The organism is Streptomyces sp. H39-S7 (assembly GCF_027158205.1).
Lineage (GTDB): Bacteria > Actinomycetota > Actinomycetes > Streptomycetales > Streptomycetaceae > Actinacidiphila.
In genome coordinates this window covers 14762-33561 of record NZ_JAPVLU010000052.1, presented here as the reverse complement: position 1 = coordinate 33561, position 18800 = coordinate 14762, and the positions used below count along the sequence as shown (strand labels likewise).

Genomic DNA, 18800 nt, shown 5'->3' with positions numbered 1-18800 from the left:
AGGACGGGCGCGCAAGCAGGTGAGTCAGATGTGCTCGGCGAGGTCCGCGACGGCCTCGGCGCAGCCCCACGACAAGGTGACACCCGCACCGCCATGGCCGTAGCAGGCGATCACGGGCACGGGGAATCCGCTGACGTGTTCCAGGCGGATGGTGTCGCGAGCCGGGCGGAGCCCCGTGGCGCGCGAGAGCACGGGCAGATCGGCCAGTGCGGGCATGAGGGAGACCACGCGGCGAAGGATCGCCTGCTCGATCTCGGCCACGGGTTCCGTGGCCCATGAGCCGACCTGCGCCACGCCGCCGCAGACGATGTCGTCACGACGGGGAACGATGTAGGTGAGGCCCTCGGGGTGGTCGGTATCGGTGATCCACTGGGTGATCCCCGGGTTGGCCAGGCGGACGATCTGCCCTTGGACGGGATACATCGAAGCGTCGTCGAGGAGGGCAGCGGAACCCATTCCGGCGGCGACGACCACCAGGTCGGCATCGCCGGAAACGTCCTCCACGGCAGTGACCTCGCGATCGAGGAACGTCACCCCGAGGCCGGTGCAGCGCTTCTGAAGCCAGGGAAGGTAGCGCGGCATGGAGATGACGGGCACGGTCGCCCGCACCCCCGCCGTCGCGCCGGGAGGCAGTTCGTCCGCCGCGGCCTCGTGGTGGTCAGGGACCGCATCGGTCCATGAGCGGTCCGCCCCGACCTGTCGCTCGACCACGAGGCCGTCCCGCAGATCGACACCGGCGGCACGGTCGGTGGAGAGCTGCTCGAAACGCTCGCGGGCCGCAAGCAACCAGCCCATGAGCGACGGGGAGGTCCCGCTGCGGTAGGGAAACCAGACGGCCGCCGCGACGCTGGACACGCTCTGTTCCGCCCGCTGATCAGCGATGACCGTGACGGCGTGGCCGCGCAGGGCCAGATCGTGCGCGACGCTCAGACCGACGATCCCCGCTCCCACGACATTGACCCGTTTCGACACCACCGCAGCACCCCCATGCCTCGACTTCGATACGGACCGCGCCTCGCGACGTTCTTGGGCGCTGCGCTCAGGTCACTGCCGCTCGCCGCAGCCCGTCGCGTGATCACGATAGCTTTCGGGCCCGGGGACACGCCGACACTTCCAGATCTTGTCGGTCCCGCTCACCGGCCGGCTTTCGCTCCCGATGCCGACACCCGTGCGCGAGAGCGTTCACCGGCGGCCGAGGTCAGGGGCCGCCGGACGTGGAGGTCCCCAGGGGCAGTTCCAACTCGATCCAGACCACCTTGCCGTGGCGGGTGGCCCGGCTGCCCCAACGGTGGGCGAGTTCATTGACCAGGTGCATACCGCGGCCGCCCTCGTCCTCCTCGGACACGGGGCGCACCCGCGGCACTTGGCTGTCGGTGTCGGCCACTTCGAGTGTGAGGACCCGGTCACGGAAGAGCCGCAGCTCGGTGGGCATGCCGGTGTGCAGCAGGGCATTGCTCACGAGCTCGCTGACCAGCAGTTCGGAAATATCGGAGAGCGACGGAAGCCCCCAGGAGAGCAGCCTGGCCCGGGTGAACTGACGGGCCTCGCCCACCACGGACATGTCGTCGGACAGCGGCAGCCTGGCGATCCAGTCGTCATGTACCGGCAGCGCCCGCGCCATGATGATGGCGATGTCGTCCTCGCTGTCCTGGGCCGACAGCGCGTCGAGCACGGCGTCGCAGCTCGCCTCCAGGGAGGGGCCGCGATCGGCCACGGCCTGCGACAGCAGCTGCATCCCCTCGTCCAGGTCCCGGTCGCGCCGTTCGATCAGTCCGTCGGTGTAGAGGACCAGGACACCGTCCTCGGGGAGGGTGAGCTCCACGTTCTCGAAGGCCACGCCGCCGACGCCGAGCGGGGCGCCGGGTGGCAGGTCGATCAGCCGCGTCGATCCGTTCGGGTCCTGCACCACGGGTGGGGGATGGCCGGCGCAGGAGATGACGCAGCTGCGGTCGACGGGGTCGAACACCGCGCACACACAGGTGGTGAACTGCCCGTCCCCGATCGCCGAGGCCGTCTCGTCCAGGCGCCGCAGTACCCGGTCCGGGGAGATGTCCAAGGTGATCAGCGTGCGGGCCGCGGTGCGCAGCTGGCCCATGGTGGCGGCGGCCCGGATGCCGTGGCCCATCACGTCGCCGACGATGAGGGCGACCCGCCCGCAGGACAGCGGCACGACGTCGAACCAGTCGCCGCCGACCTCGCTGACGACGCTGCTCGGCAGGTAGCGGTAGGCGATCTCCAGGCCCGGTGTGAGGTGGACTTCCTGCGGCAGCAGGCTGCGCTGGAGGGTGAGTGCGGTGTCACGTTCCCGCCGGTAGAGCCGCGCGTTGTCGATGCACACCGCGGCACGGGCCGCCAGCTCCTCGGCGAGTGCCACATCGGCCACCGTGAAGGGCTCCGGGTTGCGCAGGCGGATGAACTCGGCCCCGCCGAGGACCACACCGCGGGCCAGCAGCGGCACCATCAGATACGAGTGGACGCCCGCGTCGAGGCCCGGCTGGACGCGGTCGGGGTGGGCCGCGATCCGGCGCAGGGCGGCCTCGTCCACCTGCGCGACCAGGATGGAGCGACCGGTGCGCAGGCTCTCGGCGTAGAGCTTGGCCGACCAGGAGGTCCCGCCGACCTCGTCGGCCGCCCCGATCATGCCCGCGCCGTTGACCTCGCCGACCGCGACGGCACGCAGCAGGACCGTCCCGTCGGTCGGCGCCGGGGTCTGCTCACCCAGCTCCTCGCCGCCTTGGACGACGCTTTCGAGCAGGTCGACCGTGGCGAAGTCCGCGAACCGCGGGATCACCAGGTCCACCAGTTCCTCCGCGGTCCGTTTCAGGTCGAGAGTGGTCCCGATCCGGGAGCTGGCGTCATTGAGCAGGGCCAGCCGCTCCTGCGCCATGTGGGCGTCCTCCAGCGCCTGCTGGCGGGCCTTGGAGGCGTTGCGCTCACGGGTGTAGAGCAGGGCGTTGTCGATCGATACCGCGGCGCGGGCCGCCAGCTCCCCGGCCAGTGCCAGGTCGTCCTCGTCGTAGGGCTGGGCGGTGATGGTCCGGTAGAACGAGACCACGCCGACCACCGCGCCGCGTGCGATCAACGGAACCACCATGAAGCCGCGCAGACCCTGCTCGCGCGCCGCGGCGTCCCTGACGGGATCCTCGGCGAACCAGCTCCGCCCCGCTTCGTCCATTCGGGGCACCAGGACGGGCCGGCGGTGCGCCAGGCTCCAGGCGTACGGAGTGCTGGGAGGGAACCGGTGGACGTCGCCGAGCGGGGCCACCGGCACCCTGCCCGCGTCGGCGATGGTGTGGAACGCCAGGCGGCGCAGGAGCGCCGACCGGTTGGGCGGGTCGGGGACCTCCTCGCCGCGCAGCAGGGCGTCCACCACCTCGACCACGACCGTGTCGGCGAGTGTGGGAGTGGCGACCTCGGCCAGTTCACGTGCTGTCTGCGTCAGGTCCAGCGTCGTGCCGATGCGGGCGGACGCGACATTGATCAGCGCGAGCCGCTCCCGGGCCGCGTTGGCCTCGCGCAGGGCCTGCTGCCGGGCCTCTCCCGTCTCGTGCTCGCGCCGGTAGAGCAGGGCGTTGTCGACGGCCACCGCGGCCCGGGAAGTGAGTTCGTCACCCAGCGTGATGTCGTCCTTGCCGAACGCCTCCGGTCCGCCGCTCCGTGAGTACACGACCATGCCCAGGACGGTCCCGCGTACGACCAGTGGAGTGACCCGCACCGTCCGGGACACCCGGGTCTGGTAGGCGTGGACCCGTTCGGCGGACTCCGCCGGGGCGAGCGGGGGGAGATCCACCGAGGGCACGATGACCGTCCGGCGCGTCTGCATCGCCTCGGCGTAGGGCGAATCCCGCGGCACCCGGTGGACCGCGCCGACGGGCAGGTCCCGTACCGGATAGTCGGGGTCGGAGCTGGCGATCGCCAGGCGGCGGACCTGCTCCGCCCCGCCGGGTGCCGAGGATTGCGTGTCCTGGCCGGTGAGCAGGCTCTCGAGGACGAAGACGCCGCTGACATCGGCCAGCCGGGGGACCATGGTGTCGGCCAGTTCCTGCGCGGTGCGTCCCAGGTCGAGAGTGGTGCCGATCCGCGAGGTGGCGTCGACGAGCACTTCCAGCCGCTCGCGCGCCGTGACCGCCCGCGACTCCGCCTGAAAGCGCTCGGTGACCTCAATGATCGTGGAGCTGACTCCGAGGATCCGGCCGTTGCGTTCCTCCAGCCGGAAGTACGAGGCCGACCACGCGCGCTCCCTCGACGGGTCCGCGGGGGTGATGCCGTGGGATCTGGCGTCGACGACCGGTTCGCCGCTCTCCAGCACCTGCTGCATCACCGCCTCGATCTCCGCGCCGTTGAGCCCCGGCAGCACCTCGGACAGGCGCCGGCCCAGATGCTGCTCCGCGGGCAGGCCGTTGATCCGGGCGAGGGCGTCGTTGAGCCGCACGAAGCGCAGGTCCGTGTCGTAGACGGCCATGCCCACGGGTGACTGCGTGAAGAAGCTGTCGAGGACGGCCAGGTCGGACTCGATGCGGCGGATCTCCCGGACGTCCGACGCCACGGCGAGGACCAGGGGCCGACCGGACTGGGTCGGAATGGGATGGGTACGGAACTCCAGGTTCACCGAATGGCCGTCGCGGTGCTTCACGGGGAAGACCCCGGACCACGCCTCGCCGGCCAGAATCCCGGCGAACAGGTCCAGGACGTGCGGCTGCTCCTCCGCGTCCACCAGCAGGTGGGAGGCGAAGGCGCCGACGGCCTCCTGGGCGGTGTAGCCGAGCAGCACCTCGGCGTCGGCGCTCCAGTGGATGATGCGTCCGTCGTCCTGGATCAGCGCGGTGGCGATGGGGATGAACAGCAGGCCGGGCGAGAGCACCTCGCCGCCCGCGGCGCTCTGGCCCCCGTCCGCACCAGTCGTCGGCCCGTCCATTTGCCTCTCGCTGTGCATGGTCTGGAGACCGCCCGGAGGTCGATGTTCCGCTCTGCCATCCTCCCACGTCCGCCGCCGTTCGCTCGCGGAGGAACGAAGACTGCCCCTTACGGTGCCGGTCACCCCGATGGCACATGCGGGCGTGGATCGCCGCTGGTCAGCGGGGTGGTCCTGCGAGCCGGGCCGGGCCGCGTGAGGCCTGCACGGGATCTGTACGCCTCCTGCAAGCGTGGGGGACGAGCCCTTTGTCCCGAGTCCTCCGGTACCAGAACCTGGACCCCGTCGAACTCGCCGTCCGACGTCCTGCGCTCCGTCGCCCCTGCGCCGGGAGCGCCGCGCCGCTGGCCGTTCCCGGGGATTCGAGTGGCCCGGGGGCGCCCTGTTGTGCGTGTCCCGTGGGGGAGCCATGAAGCTTCCGGGTACGCACTCGAGGCTTGCGGAAAGTTCTTTCATCCAGCCTGTCGGAGACGGCGGCGCGGTGGTTCAATGTCCGCCACCAACTCCCCGTCCACCGCTGTCACTTGTGCACACGAGATGAAGGATGTCCTGCGACTACGCGCGTCGACCCTTTACCGCGCCGGGTTCTCCCGGCCCTGCGCCTGGCCGCACTCTTGGCCGTGCTGGCCTCCTGCGTCGTCTTCTTCGCCGGAGCTGAGCCGGCCCATGCGGCACCCGTCTGCGCAGTGCTGTCCTCGGGCGCCGCCCCGCAAGCCAACTCGGCGGTCAACGCCGCGTGCGGCCAGATCGGCACGCCCTACTCGTGGGGCGGGGGCCACGGCGGACAGCCGGGCCCGTCGTACGGAATCTGCGACGCTTCCAACGGCGCTCCCAACGACTGCCATGTCAAGGGCCTGGACTGCTCCGGCATGGTCCGTTACGCCTACTACCTCGCGGTGGGAGCGGACGTCATCAACGGCGTGACCACCACGCAGTGGACCTCCCCCCGCGCGGTGGCCAGGTTCTACCGGGGCGACGGAACCGGCCCCTTGCTCCCGGGCGACCTGGTGTTCTTCGGAAACACGCCGTCCACCATCCACCACGTGGCGATCTACCTAGGACAGGGATACATCGCCGAGGCACCCTACTCCGGCGGATACGTGCAGGTGTCCGCGCTGTCCTCGCACGGCGACTACTACGGCGCCATCCGCCTCTACGGGCCGGGCGGTGGCTCGCCCGTGCCGCCTCCTGGTGGCGGCCGGTTCTGGGTGGACACGTTCGCGAACGCGTCGGTGTACGGGTCGCCGACCAGTACGGCGAGTACCGGCACGCTGTATCAGGGCACGAACTATGTGTTCTGCAAGGTGTGGGGGCGTGAGATGCGGAGCGGGAGCAGCTTCAACCACTGGTGGTTGAGGACGGATCCTGATGTCGGGCCGGCGGGTCAGTGGGTCTCGGCGTACTACCTGTCGCGGTGGGGCAACGACGTGGCCAAGGACAACAACGGAACCGTCATCCCCGACTGCTGAATCGGACGGTGCGCGGCCGGGCGCCCGCCGGGGAACTGACCCGGCGGGCGCGGCTGCTGCGACGGCTTGCGTGCGGGGAGTTCACACCCGGCGGCGGACCAACTGGACCAGTTCCGCGTTGTGGTGGCGGCGGGCCCAGGCGATCAGGGCGAAGGGGATGATCAGTATCAGTGGTGTGGCCGCGAACTGGCCGTCCAGTGCGGTCACGGTGGTGATGAACGCGCCGATCATCAGGCCGATGAAGGCGGTCGCGGCGATGCTGGACAGGACCGGGATCAGCAGGGCGATCCCGCCGGCCACCTCCAGGCCGCCGACGAAGTACATGTACCAGTCGCCGAAGCCGATCTTGTCGAAGCTCTCGACGGCGGCGCTCGCAGCGAACAGCTTGGGCAGCCCGCTGGCGACGATGAAGAACAACGCGAGCACGACCTGCAGCGTCCGAAGCGCGATGCGGGCCTTACGTCCCGGAGCGGCCGCACGGGACTCGTCGGTGGCGGTAGCGGTAGCGGTAGCGGTCGTGGTGGGCAGGGCTGCCTGGGACATCGTGATCTCCTCTGGGGGAAGCACCCGTTGTGCTGTCACAGAGGTAGACGGCACCACCCCACCGAACTCATCGGTCGCCGGGAACTTTCTTGTGCCGGCGACGGAACGCGCCGCCCACCTGCGCCAACGTCCCACGCTGCGGGGCTGGTGGTCGGACGGAGTTCCGCAACAGGTCCAGGGCGCTGCGCAGTTCAGCGCTTGTGACGCTGGGCCTGAGTGATATGGCGGACGAACGACTCGGGCGCGGCCCTGCGCTGGACGGCGGCGCCCAGTGAGGGGAAGAGGCTGCCGATGGCGCTGCCCAGCCGCAGTTCGACCGGTGCGACGTTGACTTCGGCCCGGTCGCGTTCGAGCGCGCTGATCGCACCCGCGGCCACACGTTCGGGCGTGACGGTACGCACCCCGGCGGGCGGGGTGGCACCGGTGTCGGCGAACATGCCCGCGCCGCGGACGAATCCCGGCTGCACGATGGACACACCGACGCCCGTCTGGTGCAGATCCTGCCGCAGAGCGTGGGCGAAGCCGCGCAGTCCGAACTTCGCGGCGCTGTAGAGCGAGGTGGCGGGGGACGCCGTCCGTCCCGATATCGAGCCGATCAGCAGGAGGTGACCGCGGCCGGCCGCCACCATGTGCGGCGCCAGCAACCGGCAGAGCATCACGGGCGCGCGCAGGTTCACGTCCAAAGAGCGGTCGATCTCGGCGGGGGTGAAGTCGAGCAGGGCGCCACTGGCGGGCAGCGCGGCGTTGGCGATGAGGATGTCCACGGGGCCGGCCTCCTCGGCCAGGCGCACGACCGCGTCGCGGTCGCTGAGGTCCGCGACCACCACCCGTGCGCCCAGGGACGCTTCGAGCTCCTTGAGCGGTTCTGCGCGCCGGCCGGTGACGACCAGACGGGCACCCTTGGCGGCCAGGGACTTCGCCAGGGCATGGCCGATGCCGCCGCCGGCGCCGGTGAGGAGAACAGTCGATCCGTTGATGTTCATGGGGGTCATCCTCCACTACTGTTCGTTCGAACGAACGGTAGTGGAGGGCGAAGGGACACAACGATGGCCGATTCCGCACACACGAGCCTGGCGGCGCAGAGCGCAGCCCTGCACGGCGGGCACATCTCCTCCCGGGATCTCGTCGAAGAGGCCCTCGCGCGCATCGAGGCGACCCAGCCGACCCTGAACGCGTTCCGCCGGGTACGCACCAGTGCCGCTCTGGCGGAAGCCGACGCAGCCGACCGGCAACTCGCCGCCGGACACCGGCTGCCCCTGCTCGGCGTCCCGATCGCCGTCAAGGACGACACCGACGTGGCGGGCGAGCCCACCGCCTTCGGTTGCGCCGGTGACTTCCCTGCCAAGACCACCGACGCGGAGGCGGTGCGCCGCCTGCGGGCCGCAGGAGCGATCATCGTCGGCAAGACCAACAGCCCCGAGCTGGGGCAGTGGCCCTTCACCGAGGGAGCCGCGTTCGGCGCCACCCGCAACCCGTGGAATCAGGAACACACCCCGGGCGGCTCATCCGGCGGGTCGGCCGCCGCCGTCGCGGCCGGCCTGGTCGCCGCGGCCCTCGGCTCCGACGGAGCGGGCTCCGTCCGCATCCCCGCCGCATGGACCCACCTGGTCGGCATCAAACCGCAGCGCGGCCGGATCTCCACCTGGCCCGACCCCGAATCCTTCAACGGACTGACGGTGTTCGGAACACTCGCCCGCACCGTGGCCGACGCGGCACTGCTCCTGGACGCCGCCGCCGGCAACCACCCCAGCGACCGCCACCAGCCCGCGCCCACCGCGATGGCGCCCGCCGCACACCGCGACCCCGGCCGACTGCGCATCGCACTGTCGCTGCGCAGCGCCTTCGCCGCCACGCGCACCCCGCTGCATCCCGAGGCCCGCAACGCCACCCTGCGGCTGGCCGAGTCCCTGACCGCCCTGGGCCACGACGTCATCGAAGAGGAGCCGAACTTCGGTCTGATCGGATTGACCCAGGTACCGCGGGCGACGGCCGGCGTCCACGCCTGGAGCCGGCGCACCCCCGACCGCGCCCTCCTCGATCCCCGCACCCGCAGCAACGCCCGCCTCGGCCAGGTCCTCGCCGGCCCCGCACTGCGCGCGGCACGCAGCACCGAGGGACTGCTGCAGCGGAGGGTCGGTGCGATCTTCCAACGCGTGGACGTGATCCTCACCCCCACCACAGCCACCCCTCCTCCACGCATCGGCGCCAGCGCGGGCTTCTCCAACGGCCGGACCAACCGGACCATGATCGCTGCCTGCCCTTACGCCTGGCCCTGGAACGTCCTGGGCTGGCCCGCCATCAGCGTCCCGGCCGGATTCACCTCCGGCGGACTGCCGATGGGCGCCCAACTGCTCGGTCCCGCCGACAGCGAGCCGCTCCTGATCTCACTCGCCGCCCAGCTGGAAGACGACCAGCGATGGCACGAGCACTGGCCCCTTCCCTCCGGCGTCAGGTAGAAGCCCGCACGTCCCCATCGACGACACCGCAGCCGATGGCCCGGCCAACCGGCCGACCATGGGACGATGACCACATGCCGAATCCCACCCCGACGCGTGAACGCATCGTCGAGGCCACGCTGCGGATCATCGGCCAGGACGGCGTCGCCGCGGTCACCAACCGCCGTATCGCCAAGGAGGCGGGCGTCTCCCTCGGCTCGATCACGTATCACTTCGCGACCCAGCACGACCTGCTGCGCGAAAGCCTGCGCTCCTTCGTCGACCAGGAGACCCGCCGCTTCACCGACCTCGCCGCACACCACATCACCGACTGCGTCACCGCGGAACAGGCCGCCACCATCGTCGGCCAGGTGTCCGCGGACACCGTCTTCGACAGCGAGCACATCGCCCCCTTCGAGCTGTACATCCACGCCGGCCGCGACCCCCAGCTGCGCCCGGCCGCCGCGGAATGCTTCACCGCCTACGACCAACTCGCCACCTCCATCCTCGGCGGTCTCGGCGTACCGGACCCCGAACGCCTCGCCGGCCCCGTCGTCGCACTCGTCGTCGGCCTCCAACTACGCCGCCTGGCCACCGGCTCCGCCTCCGACGACCTCGTCACCGCGCTGCTACTGCTCACCGGCGCTTCCCCGCCCGGCCCCTGAGCGGCCCAGCACCGCAGGCCGGGATGCGGCCGGTGCGTGGCGGGGCCAGCCAGCCGGGTCGGCTCCCGCCGATCGCGCGTGGTGTGGCGCAGCGCCACGACCCGGGCCGCCTGCGACACTCGCGGGTACCGATCGAAACCGGGGAGGCGGCATGACAGCTGACGTAGTGGCTCTGACCAGGCGATCACTGCACGGCATCGCCGAGCTGGTGCTGGCCGGGCCGCAGCACCGGGAGGCCGGCCGCATCCGACTGCGGATCGTCGGAGGCGGCTTCGGCACCCTCAGCGAACCGTCCTTGCGCGTCGACGGCGGCGACCTCGTCACCGCAACGGCCCGCATCCCGCTGTCGGGCCAGAGCTACGCATCGCTGGCGGAAGCGGCCGGGACGGAGGCAGGCGCCCCAAGGGGGCTCTATCCGGACGGGTCCGGTGTGAGTCCGGACGAGGTGATCACGTTCGATCCAGAGGCCGGAGCGGTGATCCTCCGCGCGTTCCTCGCCGGAGACGAGGCGTTGCGCGGCTTCGCGCCCGCGAGCGAACCAGTGCTCTGGCCCGAACACTTCGACCTCGCCATCACCCTCGACGAGGTGAACTACGGCATCTCACCCGGTGATGGCCACATGCCGGAGCCCTACGCCTACGTCGGCCCGCACCGGCCACGCGAAGGCGCGTTCTGGAACGCCCCCTTCGGCGCCACACGCACCCTGCGGGAACTCGGCAACGCCGACGCGATCCAGCGCTTCTTCGAGGAAGGCAAGCGCCGCACGGACTCCTGACCTGGTGTTGCTTTCCGACAACCCCTCTCAGGGCGTGCGGAAGGTGAGTGAGAAGAAGAACGCCCCGCCGCGGCCCGTGAGGGCTGCGACGAGGCAGGGCGGGGAAGAACTACTTCTTCCACTGGATGTCGGTAGCCATCAGTGCGTACTTGCCGCACTCGCCGTCGAACTTCCAGTATCCGCGGCCGACCCACTTGCCGTAGTAGGTCTTGCCGTTGGCGCACTCGGTCACTGTGCGGGCTTTGCCGCGCGTCACGTGGCAGTCAGCGCTCCAGTTGTGGCTGCTGTCCTTCCAGTTCTTGCACGTGTAGCCGTAGTCGTTGGCGCTCGCCGCACCCGGCAGGGCGACGAGCAGGCCCCCGGCGAGAACGGCGGTGACGGCAGCGGCGCGGAGGCCGCTGGTGAGGCGCTTCATGTTCTGATCCCTCTGTGTTACCACCCGCTCGGACGTGCACGGCGCGGGACAGAGCGGGTGAGGCGTCCCCCGCCGCCGAGTAAATGATCTTACAGACCGGCCGTCGCCGGCACGGGCCTCCCTGCTCGCTGTCACCTGCAGGCCGGAGGAGGTGGCAGCAGGCGGCCAGCATAGAATCTGCACCGAGATACGAACCCCGAGGAGTAGTCGTGACCGATCCGGCGTCCATAAGCCTGCAGCAGGAGATCGCCCGGGATCTCGAAGTCGCCGCGATCTTCGACGCGGAGGCCGAGATCGAGCGCCGGGTGGCGTTCCTGGCCGAGCGGCTGACGACTACCGGACTGCGGTCCTTGGTGCTCGGCATCAGCGGAGGGGTGGATTCCACCACCGCGGGCCGGTTGTGCCAGCTGGCCGTGGAGCGGGCTCGTAGCGCCGGGCACGACGCCACCTTCTACGCCATGCGGCTGCCCTACGGGGTCCAGGCCGATGAGCAGGACGCTCAGCTCGCCCTCGGCTTCATCCAGGCCGATCACGTCCTGACCGTGAACATCAAGGCAGCGAGCGATGCCGCGCTGGAGGCATGCCTGGCCGGCGGGGCTGCCTTCCGCGACGAGCGGCACCAGGACTTCGTGCAGGGCAACATCAAGGCGCGACAGCGGATGATCGCGCAGTACACGGTGGCGGGGGCACATGACGGGCTTGTCGTGGGGACCGATCACGCGGCCGAGGCGGTCTCCGGATTCTTCACCAAGTTCGGGGACGGCGCGGCGGACGTGCTGCCCCTCGCGGGGCTGATCAAGCGCCGGGTGCGGGGCGTGGCGGAAGCCCTCGCGGCACCCGCCTCGCTGGTGTGGAAGGTACCGACGGCCGACCTGGAGACGCTCGACGAGGGCAAGGCCGATGAGGACGCGCTCGGAGTGACGTACGACGAGATCGACGACTTCCTGGAGGGCAAGCCGGTGAGCGAGCGCGCCTTCGCTTCGATCGTGGGCAGGTACCAGGCGACCGAACACAAAAGGCAGTTGCCGGTGACGCCGCCCCAGGGGTGACCTCGGGGGAGTGGGCAGGGCCGTGGGTGAAGTCGGGCCGTGCCCACTGAGGTGGTTTCCTGCTCCGCATCGCCATGGTGGTGCCCGGGGCAATGCGATAGCACGCGAAGATCATCAGTGACCGCGGATGCCGCCCAAAGGATCAAGGGACTGCCGTGCGTGGCGGCCGTATATGAGGGAGACGGCAACGACGCCGAAGGCGCCGACCAGGAACGGTGTTGTCTCGGCGGGCGCGCCAAGGTGCGCGGCAGCCACGGACATGCCGGCCACCAGGATGGCCGTGGCCACATTACGCAGTGGCTCCCGATCCCTGGCAGGGCTGAGGCCCACGAGCGGCTCCTCGTCGAGCAGCGCGCCAGTCCGGCCCGCGCAGTATCGGTCGGCAATGGTGAGGAGCATGTCTGCGACCCCGCGCAAGGCGGTGGTGCCTTCGGTGTCGAGTCGTGATTCGGCAGCGTGCAGGGCAGCGATAACCAGGCCCGCGTGTTGCCTCAAGGCATGTCGACGATGCGATCTGATCGGCAGATGGCGTCGCCGGTAGCTGGCCCTGGCGACGCAACGCTCGACAGTCCGCAACGCTGACGCGGCTCGCCTCACCTGCTTCGCGCCACCGGTCCTGTGCGCGGCCGCGCAAGCCAGCACCGCCTTGGCCACAGCGTCAACAAGCTCGAACCGGTGCATCGTTGCCGCTGGTTTCGCGAGCCATGGCATCCGGCCGTCCCAGATAGCAAAACCCACGTAGCAAACCAAGAGGAACGAGATCGTCGTAAACACCGACGACGTCCATGCACCGCTTGCGGCTGCCTCCCTGTAGTCCTCCCGCAACGCACCGGACGGGCTCACGAGCGCATACGCCGTCACGACCGCCCACCACAGGAAGAAGAGACCGCCGAGCGCAGCGATCGCTTGCCCCCAGGCATAAGCGAGTCGGTAGCGACGCAACGCCAGCCGTACACGTGCCGGAACCTGCCGCTGCACGCCGAGCCGTGACAGGGCGTCACTGAGCCCCTGTATTGCCGCGTCCGCCCGGCGTCGCTGTCTGGCCCTCATTCGCCGCCGCATCGCCGTGAACATGCGCCCGAGCATGCCATCTGGCAACCGGGCATGTAGGCCTAACAGCCAATTGCTCACGACATTACGGGCCATGGAATGGTCTGTCCCGGTCGCCGCACTACGAAGCGGGACGCCCTGGCGGGACAACGACGCGGCGAAGACGGGTAGTCGTCGGTCGGGGTGCGGGGTCACGCGGCTTTGCCTGGGGGCGGAAGGCCAGGCCCGGGGCTGATCCCTACTGCGCCGCCTGCGCCACCACGGGCGCAGGCTGGGAGTCGGCCGCGTCGTCCAGTGCCGCGAGGCGTTTGATCTTTCTGCGCACCACGTACAGCGGGATGACTCCGAAGGCGCCGAATGACATGTCGATGACCGACCACCAGAGGGGAATGCCGCGCACGGGCCCGCAGATCAGGGCCAGTGGGATGATCCCGGCGCAGGCGATCATTCCGAACTCGACGACCCAGATGTTGCGCACCGGGTCGCGGTACGGACCGTAGAACGCCAGGGCGATGACCAGGTGGGCGAAGGCCAGCCAGTCGGTTCCGTACAGCAGGAAGGGGTAGTCGGTGTCGGCTGTGTCGAGTCCGGTGCGGACGCGGGTGATCCAGCCGGCGAGTGCGGGGAACCAGTCGCCGAGGGCCGTGGACCCCAGCAGGCTGTCGGCCCAGCGCAGTTCGTGGACCAGGGGAAAGGCCGTCAACCCGCTGAGTGTGAGGCAGACGATGAAGAGGATGAGCCAGGCGCGTATCTGCCGAAGGGCGGTTCTTCGTTCGCTCATGACCGCAGCCTAGCGCATGTTTGAACATGTTCAATTCCGATGGGGACCCGGCCGCCGCGAAGCAGTGCAACAAATTGCTCGCGTCCTTCGCCGCGTGATCGCCCTCGCACGACAACAGCCGCCCTCATCGATCGCGGCGCAGCGCTGATGGTCCTACAGGTCTCCGGTTACTCCTTCGCCGGCTCGGCGCCGAGCGACCGGAGACCTGTACCCGGCGATCACCCGCGCCGGCCGCTTCGCCAAGGTGTCCCGGCTCGCCGACCACCTGCCGCCCACGGCCTGGTCCTGGAGAGCCCTTCGCCGGCGCGACCGCAGCCCCAAGTAGTTACTCGGCGCTACACGCCACCTCGCGGTAGCTGTACGAGAACGGGGCCGGCGAGTGGCGCCCGGGACGCTCGGATGACCGGGACGGGCATCTCCTCCCCTCAAGGAGGAGGGGATGTCAGTCGAACCGTGCGGGGTCACCCGCCCCGCGGCGGAGGATCTCGGTCTCGCCGCTGGAGAAGTCGATGACGGTGGTGGGTTCGGTGCCGCAGTCGCCTGAGTCGATCACTGCGTCCACCACGTGGTCGAGCAGTTCTTTGATCTCCCAGCCCTGTGTCATCGGCTCCGCCTCGCCGGGCAGCAGCAGGGTGCTGGAGACGAGCGGCTCGCCGAGTTCGGCAAGCAGAGCCTGCGTCACGACGTGGTCCGGGATGCGGACGCCGACGGTCCTCTTCTTGGGATGCTGCAGCTGGCGCGGTACTTCCTTCGTCGCCGGCAGGATGAAGGTGTAGCTGCCCGGTGTCGCCGCCTTGATCGCCCGGAACACATCGTTGTCGATCTGGACGAACTGCCCCAGTTGCGCGAAATTCTGGCAAACCAGAGTGAAGTGGTGCCGGTCATCGAGGTTCCGGATGGTCCGGATGCGGTCGATGCCCTCACGGTTGCCCAGCCGGCAGCCCAGCGCGTAACAGGAGTCCGTGGGGTACGCGACGAGCGCGCCCGAACGAATGCTGTCGGCCACACCGCTGATGATGCGTGGCTGGGGATTTTCGGGATGTACGTCGAAGTATCGTGCCATCGGCCAAGACTAGGGCGCTTCTTCGGCTCGGTGTGCCAACCGAAGGGGTGCCTCATCGGGGTCGAACCGCTGCGGAGAGGTTCCGATCAGCCCGCGGTCGGACGGCGGGACCGAGTAGCGAACCTGGTGCCCGTCCTCTCGGCGCCGTTGGCTCTCTGGACAACCAAGAGTTTCCACAATGGAAAGTTTAGACTTGACGCAGCGGAAAGTCGAAGCTTGACTTCCCGTCATGGATACCAACGCTTCGACGCCTGGCCACCGTCCCACGCCTGCCGAGGCGGTCGCCGCTCTCGACGGGATCGAACAGACCCGGTCAGCGGTGGTCCGAACGCCGATACCGACGCGCTTCGGCGCCCTGCTCGTCGGCGTCGTCGTCGCCGTTCCTCTCACGCAGATGCTGCCCGGTCCGCTTCCGGCGGTCATCTGTGTGCTGCTGGCCGCGGCGTCAGGCGCCATCGGCGCCCTCCAGGCGAACGCGCTGGGCTTCCGTGGACGGGGGACGCCGCGCGACGCCATTCTCCTGGTGACGCTCGTAGTCCTGATCATCGCCGGTCTCGCCACGGAGGCCTCCTTCGGACACGCCGTCTGGTGGGCCATCGCGGCCGTGAACGGTGTGCTGATGAGCGCCCGCGTCTTCCTCGTCGGCCGCGGGTACGCGGGCGAGGAGCGGTGAGCGGGACGGATGCCTCCACCGACGATTCCGACGGTTTCGACGTCATCATCCACGCGCCCAAGAGGTTGATGATCTGCGCGTTCCTTGACGCGGTCGCCGAGGCGGAGTTCGCCACGGTGCAGGAGCGGGTCGCGGTGAGCGCCTCCGTACTGAGCAAGCACGTGGCCGTACTCGCGGAGGCTGGTTACGTCGCCCAGCGCAAGACCGTCCGTGACACCAGGCCACGGGTCCAGCTGCGGCTGACCACCGAAGGGCGCCACGCCTACCGAGCTCATGTCGCAGCCCTGAGAGCCATCGTCGACGCTGCCCCCGGCGAGGGGCCGACACGGAAATGACCGGCTGCGTTCCACACAAGGACGGAGGTCGACACCGCGGCCGGTGCGGCGAAGGACCTGATCACGCGGAGCGGGGCCCATGCCCCCAGGTGTGCGATCAGGCGGCGGGTATCGCTTGCTCGAAATCTGCGGAAGCGGTGGCAGGAGCCATATCCCCTGCGATCTCGTGTGCTGTGCGACCGAAGAGCTCTATCGTCCGGTTGCCGTCGCCGGACCGCCACATCAGTCCGTACCCGAGGGGACTGTCTCCTTCCACCGGAATGTAGGAGATGCCGGGACGGCCGTGGTAGAGGGCGATGTGGGCCCCTGACAGCAAAGCACCCTTGCCGCCGGCGACGAGTGTCAGTGCCTCTTGGAAGTTGGTGACGGGCGGTCCCTGCTGGATCGGCCTGCCGCTGGGTGTGCGCGTCGGCAGTTGATGCTCCAGCCAGTATTCCGGGAGGTCTCCCGCGATCGTCAGCAACGGCACACGGGCCAGGTCCTCAAGGGTCAGCGTGTCCTGTCCGGCCAGGGGATGCCCGACCGCCACAGCCAGCACCCTGCCCTCGACGAGCAGGGTGGGACCCCGGGTCAAGTCGTCCTCGCGCATGGGGAAGTCCACCAGCTGAAGGTCGAACTCGCCTTTTCGCAGCATGCCGTACGGGTCGGAGAGCGGCACCTCGCATACCTCGACGGCGAGTTCGGGATGCGTGGCGCGCAGCTTCTCGATCGTCTTCATCACCATCTCTCCGGCCAGGGGAGTGGAGAAGCCCACGTGCAGGACCTGTTCGATGCCGCGTGCCGAGGTGACGGCCCGCGCGAGGGCGTTCTCGATGCCGCGGTAGTGCGGTGTGAGGTCGTCACGAAGGCGGCCGCCCAGGCTGGTGAGGGCGACCCGTCGGCTCGTGCGCGTGAACAGGGGCGCTCCGACGCGGCGCTCCAACTTCTGGATGAGCTGACTCACCCGGGCGCGTGAGAGATGCAGGCGGGCGGCGGTACGGCCGAAATGCAGTTCGTCGGCGAGTACGAGAAAGCATTCGAGTTCCTTCTGGTCCACGTATACCTCCGGAACGGGTGCGGACAGGATCGGTAAGCCTGGCTGTCCGAACGTTGCGATCATCGCTGTTGTTCCCGTCCCGGTCGGGGCGAAAGCTTGAGGCACCACCAGCACCCACCACTCCGGAAGGAGTTCATCGCCATGAGTGCCTTGAGTACTTCGAGCGGGCTGAGCGGACACAAGTGGGGCATCCTGCTCGTGCTGTGCGGCGCGATCTTCCTCGAAGGCATCGATGTCGCCATGCTCAATGTGGCGCTGCCGTCGATCCGCGCCGACCTCGGACTGTCCACCGGTGAGCTGCAGTGGGTCATGAGTGCCTACGTGCTCGGCTACGGCGGCTTCATGCTCCTCGGCGGACGGGCGGCCGATCTGTTCGGACGCCGTCAGATGTTCGTCCTCTGGCTCACCGTCTTCCTGCTGTTCTCCGGGCTCGGCGGATTCGCCACCGAGGGGTGGATGCTGATCGTCGCGCGGTTCATCACGGGCGTCGCCGCAGCCTTCATGACCCCGGCGGGTCTGTCCATCATCACCACGGGCTTCACCGAGGGCCCGGAGCGGAACAAGGCCCTGCTCATCTACTCGGGCACCGCCGCGGGAGGCTTCACGATCGGTCTGGTCGCCGGCGGGCTGCTCACCGCCGTCGGCTGGCGGTGGGTCTTCTTCGCCCCGGTCGTGCTCTCCTTCCTCATCCTCGTCGCGGCCCTCGCGTTCGTCCCCAAGTCGGCACGCCCGGACCGATCCGGTCAGCACGTCGACGTCGCCGGTGCGCTCACCGTCACCGCCGCGCTCGTGCTGACCGTGCTGGCCGTCGAGCGTGCGGCCCATGCCGGGATCGCTGCCAGCGCCGGAACTTTCCTGGCCGCGCTGGCCTTCTTCGCGGCCTTCCTCGTCATAGAACGGCGCTCCGCCGAGCCCCTGGTCCGGCTGGGGATCTTCCGCAACGGCTCCCTGGTGCGGGCGAACCTTTCGGGCATGCTGTTCGCCGCGGGGTTCTTCGGCTTCCAGTTCCTGCTCGTGCTGTACCTCCAGGAACTACGCGACTGGTCGACGCTGCGGACGAGCTTCGCGATGCTGGTCATCGGGGTCGACGCGATCCTCTCGCCGACCCTCACCCCTCGGCTGGTCAACCGTTTCGGCAACGCCAAAATGATCGTCGGTGGGCTGTTGCTCGCCGTGCTCTCCTACGGGCTGTTCCTCCCGCTGGGTGCGGACTGGAGTTACGCGGCGATGTTCCCGGGCCTGATCATCCTCGGCCTCGCGTTCTCCTTGGCGTACGGCCCGCTCACCATCGCGGCCACGGAAGGGATCGCGGAGCAGGAGCAGGGCCTCGCGGGCGGCCTGCTCTACACATCCTTCCAGTTCGGTGCCGCCCTGGGGCTCTCCGCGGTCACCGCGGTCAGTGTGGCCGCCACGCACGGGCAGACTCCTGCCGCCCTGTTGGACGGATACCGGGCCGGTCTGCTCGTTCCGTTCGCGGCGGCGGTCGCCGCAGCTGCCATCAGCGCCTTCGGCCTGCGCACCCGGCGCGGCGTCGAGCCGTCCTCCGCGGTGGTCGCTACCGGTGAGCGCGTCGAGGTTCCCGTCTCCCGCTGATCCCCC

Annotated in this window: 17 protein-coding genes; 8 read left to right on the top strand and 9 right to left on the bottom strand. The window is 69.6% G+C overall.

Annotated features, from left to right (window positions below; translation table 11 throughout):
- Positions 1-24 precede the first annotated feature (24 nt).
- Together O3X23_RS35685 and O3X23_RS35680 are read right to left on the bottom strand one after the other, a co-directional pair.
- Positions 25-975 carry an FAD-dependent oxidoreductase gene (locus tag O3X23_RS35685; protein ID WP_269276811.1) on the bottom strand — a complete coding sequence of 317 codons (951 nt, stop codon included), beginning with the start codon at positions 973-975 and terminating at the stop codon, positions 25-27.
- Between the two features lie 223 nt (positions 976-1198).
- The gene (locus O3X23_RS35680) at positions 1199-4915 is read right to left on the bottom strand and encodes a SpoIIE family protein phosphatase (protein WP_269276809.1); all 3717 of its coding nucleotides are present in this window, start codon (positions 4913-4915) and stop codon (positions 1199-1201) included.
- A 617-nt stretch (positions 4916-5532) separates the two neighbouring features.
- Here O3X23_RS35680 and O3X23_RS35675 point away from each other — a divergent pair.
- Complete coding sequence (locus O3X23_RS35675; protein WP_269276806.1) at positions 5533-6381, top strand: C40 family peptidase; 849 nt, start codon at positions 5533-5535, stop codon at positions 6379-6381.
- A gap of 81 nt (positions 6382-6462) precedes the next feature.
- Here O3X23_RS35675 and O3X23_RS35670 read toward each other — a convergent pair whose 3' ends face one another.
- Positions 6463-6924: a DoxX family protein gene (locus O3X23_RS35670; protein WP_269276804.1), complete on the bottom strand. Its 462-nt coding sequence runs from the start codon at positions 6922-6924 to the stop codon at positions 6463-6465.
- Between the two features lie 191 nt (positions 6925-7115).
- Positions 7116-7907: an SDR family NAD(P)-dependent oxidoreductase gene (locus tag O3X23_RS35665; RefSeq protein ID WP_269276803.1), complete on the bottom strand. Its 792-nt coding sequence runs from the start codon at positions 7905-7907 to the stop codon at positions 7116-7118.
- A 63-nt stretch (positions 7908-7970) separates the two neighbouring features.
- On the opposite strand from O3X23_RS35665, the gene O3X23_RS35660 reads away from it, so the two are divergent.
- The 3 genes from O3X23_RS35660 to O3X23_RS35650 all read left to right on the top strand — a co-directional run bounded on the left by O3X23_RS35660 (position 7971) and on the right by O3X23_RS35650 (position 10799).
- Positions 7971-9380 carry an amidase gene (locus O3X23_RS35660; RefSeq protein WP_269276801.1) on the top strand — a complete coding sequence of 470 codons (1410 nt, stop codon included), beginning with the start codon at positions 7971-7973 and terminating at the stop codon, positions 9378-9380.
- A 74-nt stretch (positions 9381-9454) separates the two neighbouring features.
- Entirely contained in the window at positions 9455-10024 is a 570-nt protein-coding gene (locus O3X23_RS35655) for a TetR/AcrR family transcriptional regulator (protein WP_269276799.1), read from the top strand.
- Between the two features lie 151 nt (positions 10025-10175).
- Complete coding sequence (locus O3X23_RS35650) at positions 10176-10799, top strand: hypothetical protein (RefSeq protein ID WP_269276797.1); 624 nt, start codon at positions 10176-10178, stop codon at positions 10797-10799.
- A 109-nt stretch (positions 10800-10908) separates the two neighbouring features.
- On the opposite strand, the gene O3X23_RS35645 is transcribed toward O3X23_RS35650, so the two are convergent.
- The gene (locus tag O3X23_RS35645) at positions 10909-11214 is read right to left on the bottom strand and encodes a hypothetical protein (RefSeq protein ID WP_269276795.1); all 306 of its coding nucleotides are present in this window, start codon (positions 11212-11214) and stop codon (positions 10909-10911) included.
- Positions 11215-11423: 209 nt separating this feature from the next.
- Between O3X23_RS35645 and nadE the strand changes: the two genes are divergently transcribed.
- On the top strand, positions 11424-12263 hold the full coding sequence (gene nadE, locus O3X23_RS35640) for an ammonia-dependent NAD(+) synthetase (RefSeq protein ID WP_269276794.1): 840 nt from the start codon (positions 11424-11426) through the stop codon (positions 12261-12263).
- 114 nt (positions 12264-12377) lie between these two features.
- Here the strand turns inward: nadE and O3X23_RS35635 are convergent, their stop codons facing one another.
- The 3 genes from O3X23_RS35635 to O3X23_RS35625 form a co-directional block, all read right to left on the bottom strand.
- Positions 12378-13337 carry a hypothetical protein gene (locus tag O3X23_RS35635; protein WP_269276793.1) on the bottom strand — a complete coding sequence of 320 codons (960 nt, stop codon included), beginning with the start codon at positions 13335-13337 and terminating at the stop codon, positions 12378-12380.
- A 214-nt stretch (positions 13338-13551) separates the two neighbouring features.
- Positions 13552-14094, bottom strand: a complete 543-nt coding sequence (locus O3X23_RS35630; protein ID WP_269276792.1) for a hypothetical protein — start codon at positions 14092-14094, stop codon at positions 13552-13554.
- A gap of 442 nt (positions 14095-14536) precedes the next feature.
- Positions 14537-15157, bottom strand: coding sequence for an L-threonylcarbamoyladenylate synthase (locus O3X23_RS35625; protein WP_269276790.1), 621 nt, complete (start codon positions 15155-15157; stop codon positions 14537-14539).
- A gap of 229 nt (positions 15158-15386) precedes the next feature.
- Between O3X23_RS35625 and O3X23_RS35620 the strand changes: the two genes are divergently transcribed.
- Together O3X23_RS35620 and O3X23_RS35615 are read left to right on the top strand one after the other, a co-directional pair.
- Entirely contained in the window at positions 15387-15830 is a 444-nt protein-coding gene (locus O3X23_RS35620; protein ID WP_269276788.1) for a hypothetical protein, read from the top strand.
- The gene (locus O3X23_RS35615; protein WP_331283988.1) at positions 15827-16165 is read left to right on the top strand and encodes a transcriptional regulator; all 339 of its coding nucleotides are present in this window, start codon (positions 15827-15829) and stop codon (positions 16163-16165) included. The genes O3X23_RS35620 and O3X23_RS35615 overlap by 4 nt, the downstream gene beginning before the upstream one ends.
- A 97-nt stretch (positions 16166-16262) precedes the next feature.
- Here O3X23_RS35615 and O3X23_RS35610 read toward each other — a convergent pair whose 3' ends face one another.
- Positions 16263-17381 (bottom strand): LysR family transcriptional regulator, encoded by a 1119-nt coding sequence (locus tag O3X23_RS35610; protein ID WP_269276786.1) that lies wholly within the window; start codon positions 17379-17381, stop codon positions 16263-16265.
- Here O3X23_RS35610 and O3X23_RS35605 point away from each other — a divergent pair.
- Positions 17343-18794, top strand: a complete 1452-nt coding sequence (locus tag O3X23_RS35605; protein ID WP_269276784.1) for an MFS transporter — start codon at positions 17343-17345, stop codon at positions 18792-18794. The two genes, O3X23_RS35610 and O3X23_RS35605, sit on opposite strands and share 39 nt — an antisense overlap.
- Positions 18795-18800 lie beyond the last annotated feature (6 nt).

Coding starts and splice junctions, on each gene's coding strand:
- O3X23_RS35660 (WP_269276801.1), top strand. CDS start 7,971: ATGGCCGATTCCGCACACACGAGCCTGGCGGCGCAGAGCGCAGCCCTG.
- O3X23_RS35665 (WP_269276803.1), bottom strand. CDS start 7,907: ATGAACATCAACGGATCGACTGTTCTCCTCACCGGCGCCGGCGGCGGC.
- O3X23_RS35630 (WP_269276792.1), bottom strand. CDS start 14,094: ATGAGCGAACGAAGAACCGCCCTTCGGCAGATACGCGCCTGGCTCATC.
- O3X23_RS35635 (WP_269276793.1), bottom strand. CDS start 13,337: ATGTTCACGGCGATGCGGCGGCGAATGAGGGCCAGACAGCGACGCCGG.
- O3X23_RS35650 (WP_269276797.1), top strand. CDS start 10,176: ATGACAGCTGACGTAGTGGCTCTGACCAGGCGATCACTGCACGGCATC.
- O3X23_RS35605 (WP_269276784.1), top strand. CDS start 17,343: ATGAGTGCCTTGAGTACTTCGAGCGGGCTGAGCGGACACAAGTGGGGC.
- O3X23_RS35655 (WP_269276799.1), top strand. CDS start 9,455: ATGCCGAATCCCACCCCGACGCGTGAACGCATCGTCGAGGCCACGCTG.
- O3X23_RS35620 (WP_269276788.1), top strand. CDS start 15,387: ATGGATACCAACGCTTCGACGCCTGGCCACCGTCCCACGCCTGCCGAG.
- O3X23_RS35670 (WP_269276804.1), bottom strand. CDS start 6,924: ATGTCCCAGGCAGCCCTGCCCACCACGACCGCTACCGCTACCGCTACC.
- O3X23_RS35625 (WP_269276790.1), bottom strand. CDS start 15,157: ATGGCACGATACTTCGACGTACATCCCGAAAATCCCCAGCCACGCATC.
- O3X23_RS35680 (WP_269276809.1), bottom strand. CDS start 4,915: ATGGACGGGCCGACGACTGGTGCGGACGGGGGCCAGAGCGCCGCGGGC.
- O3X23_RS35645 (WP_269276795.1), bottom strand. CDS start 11,214: ATGAAGCGCCTCACCAGCGGCCTCCGCGCCGCTGCCGTCACCGCCGTT.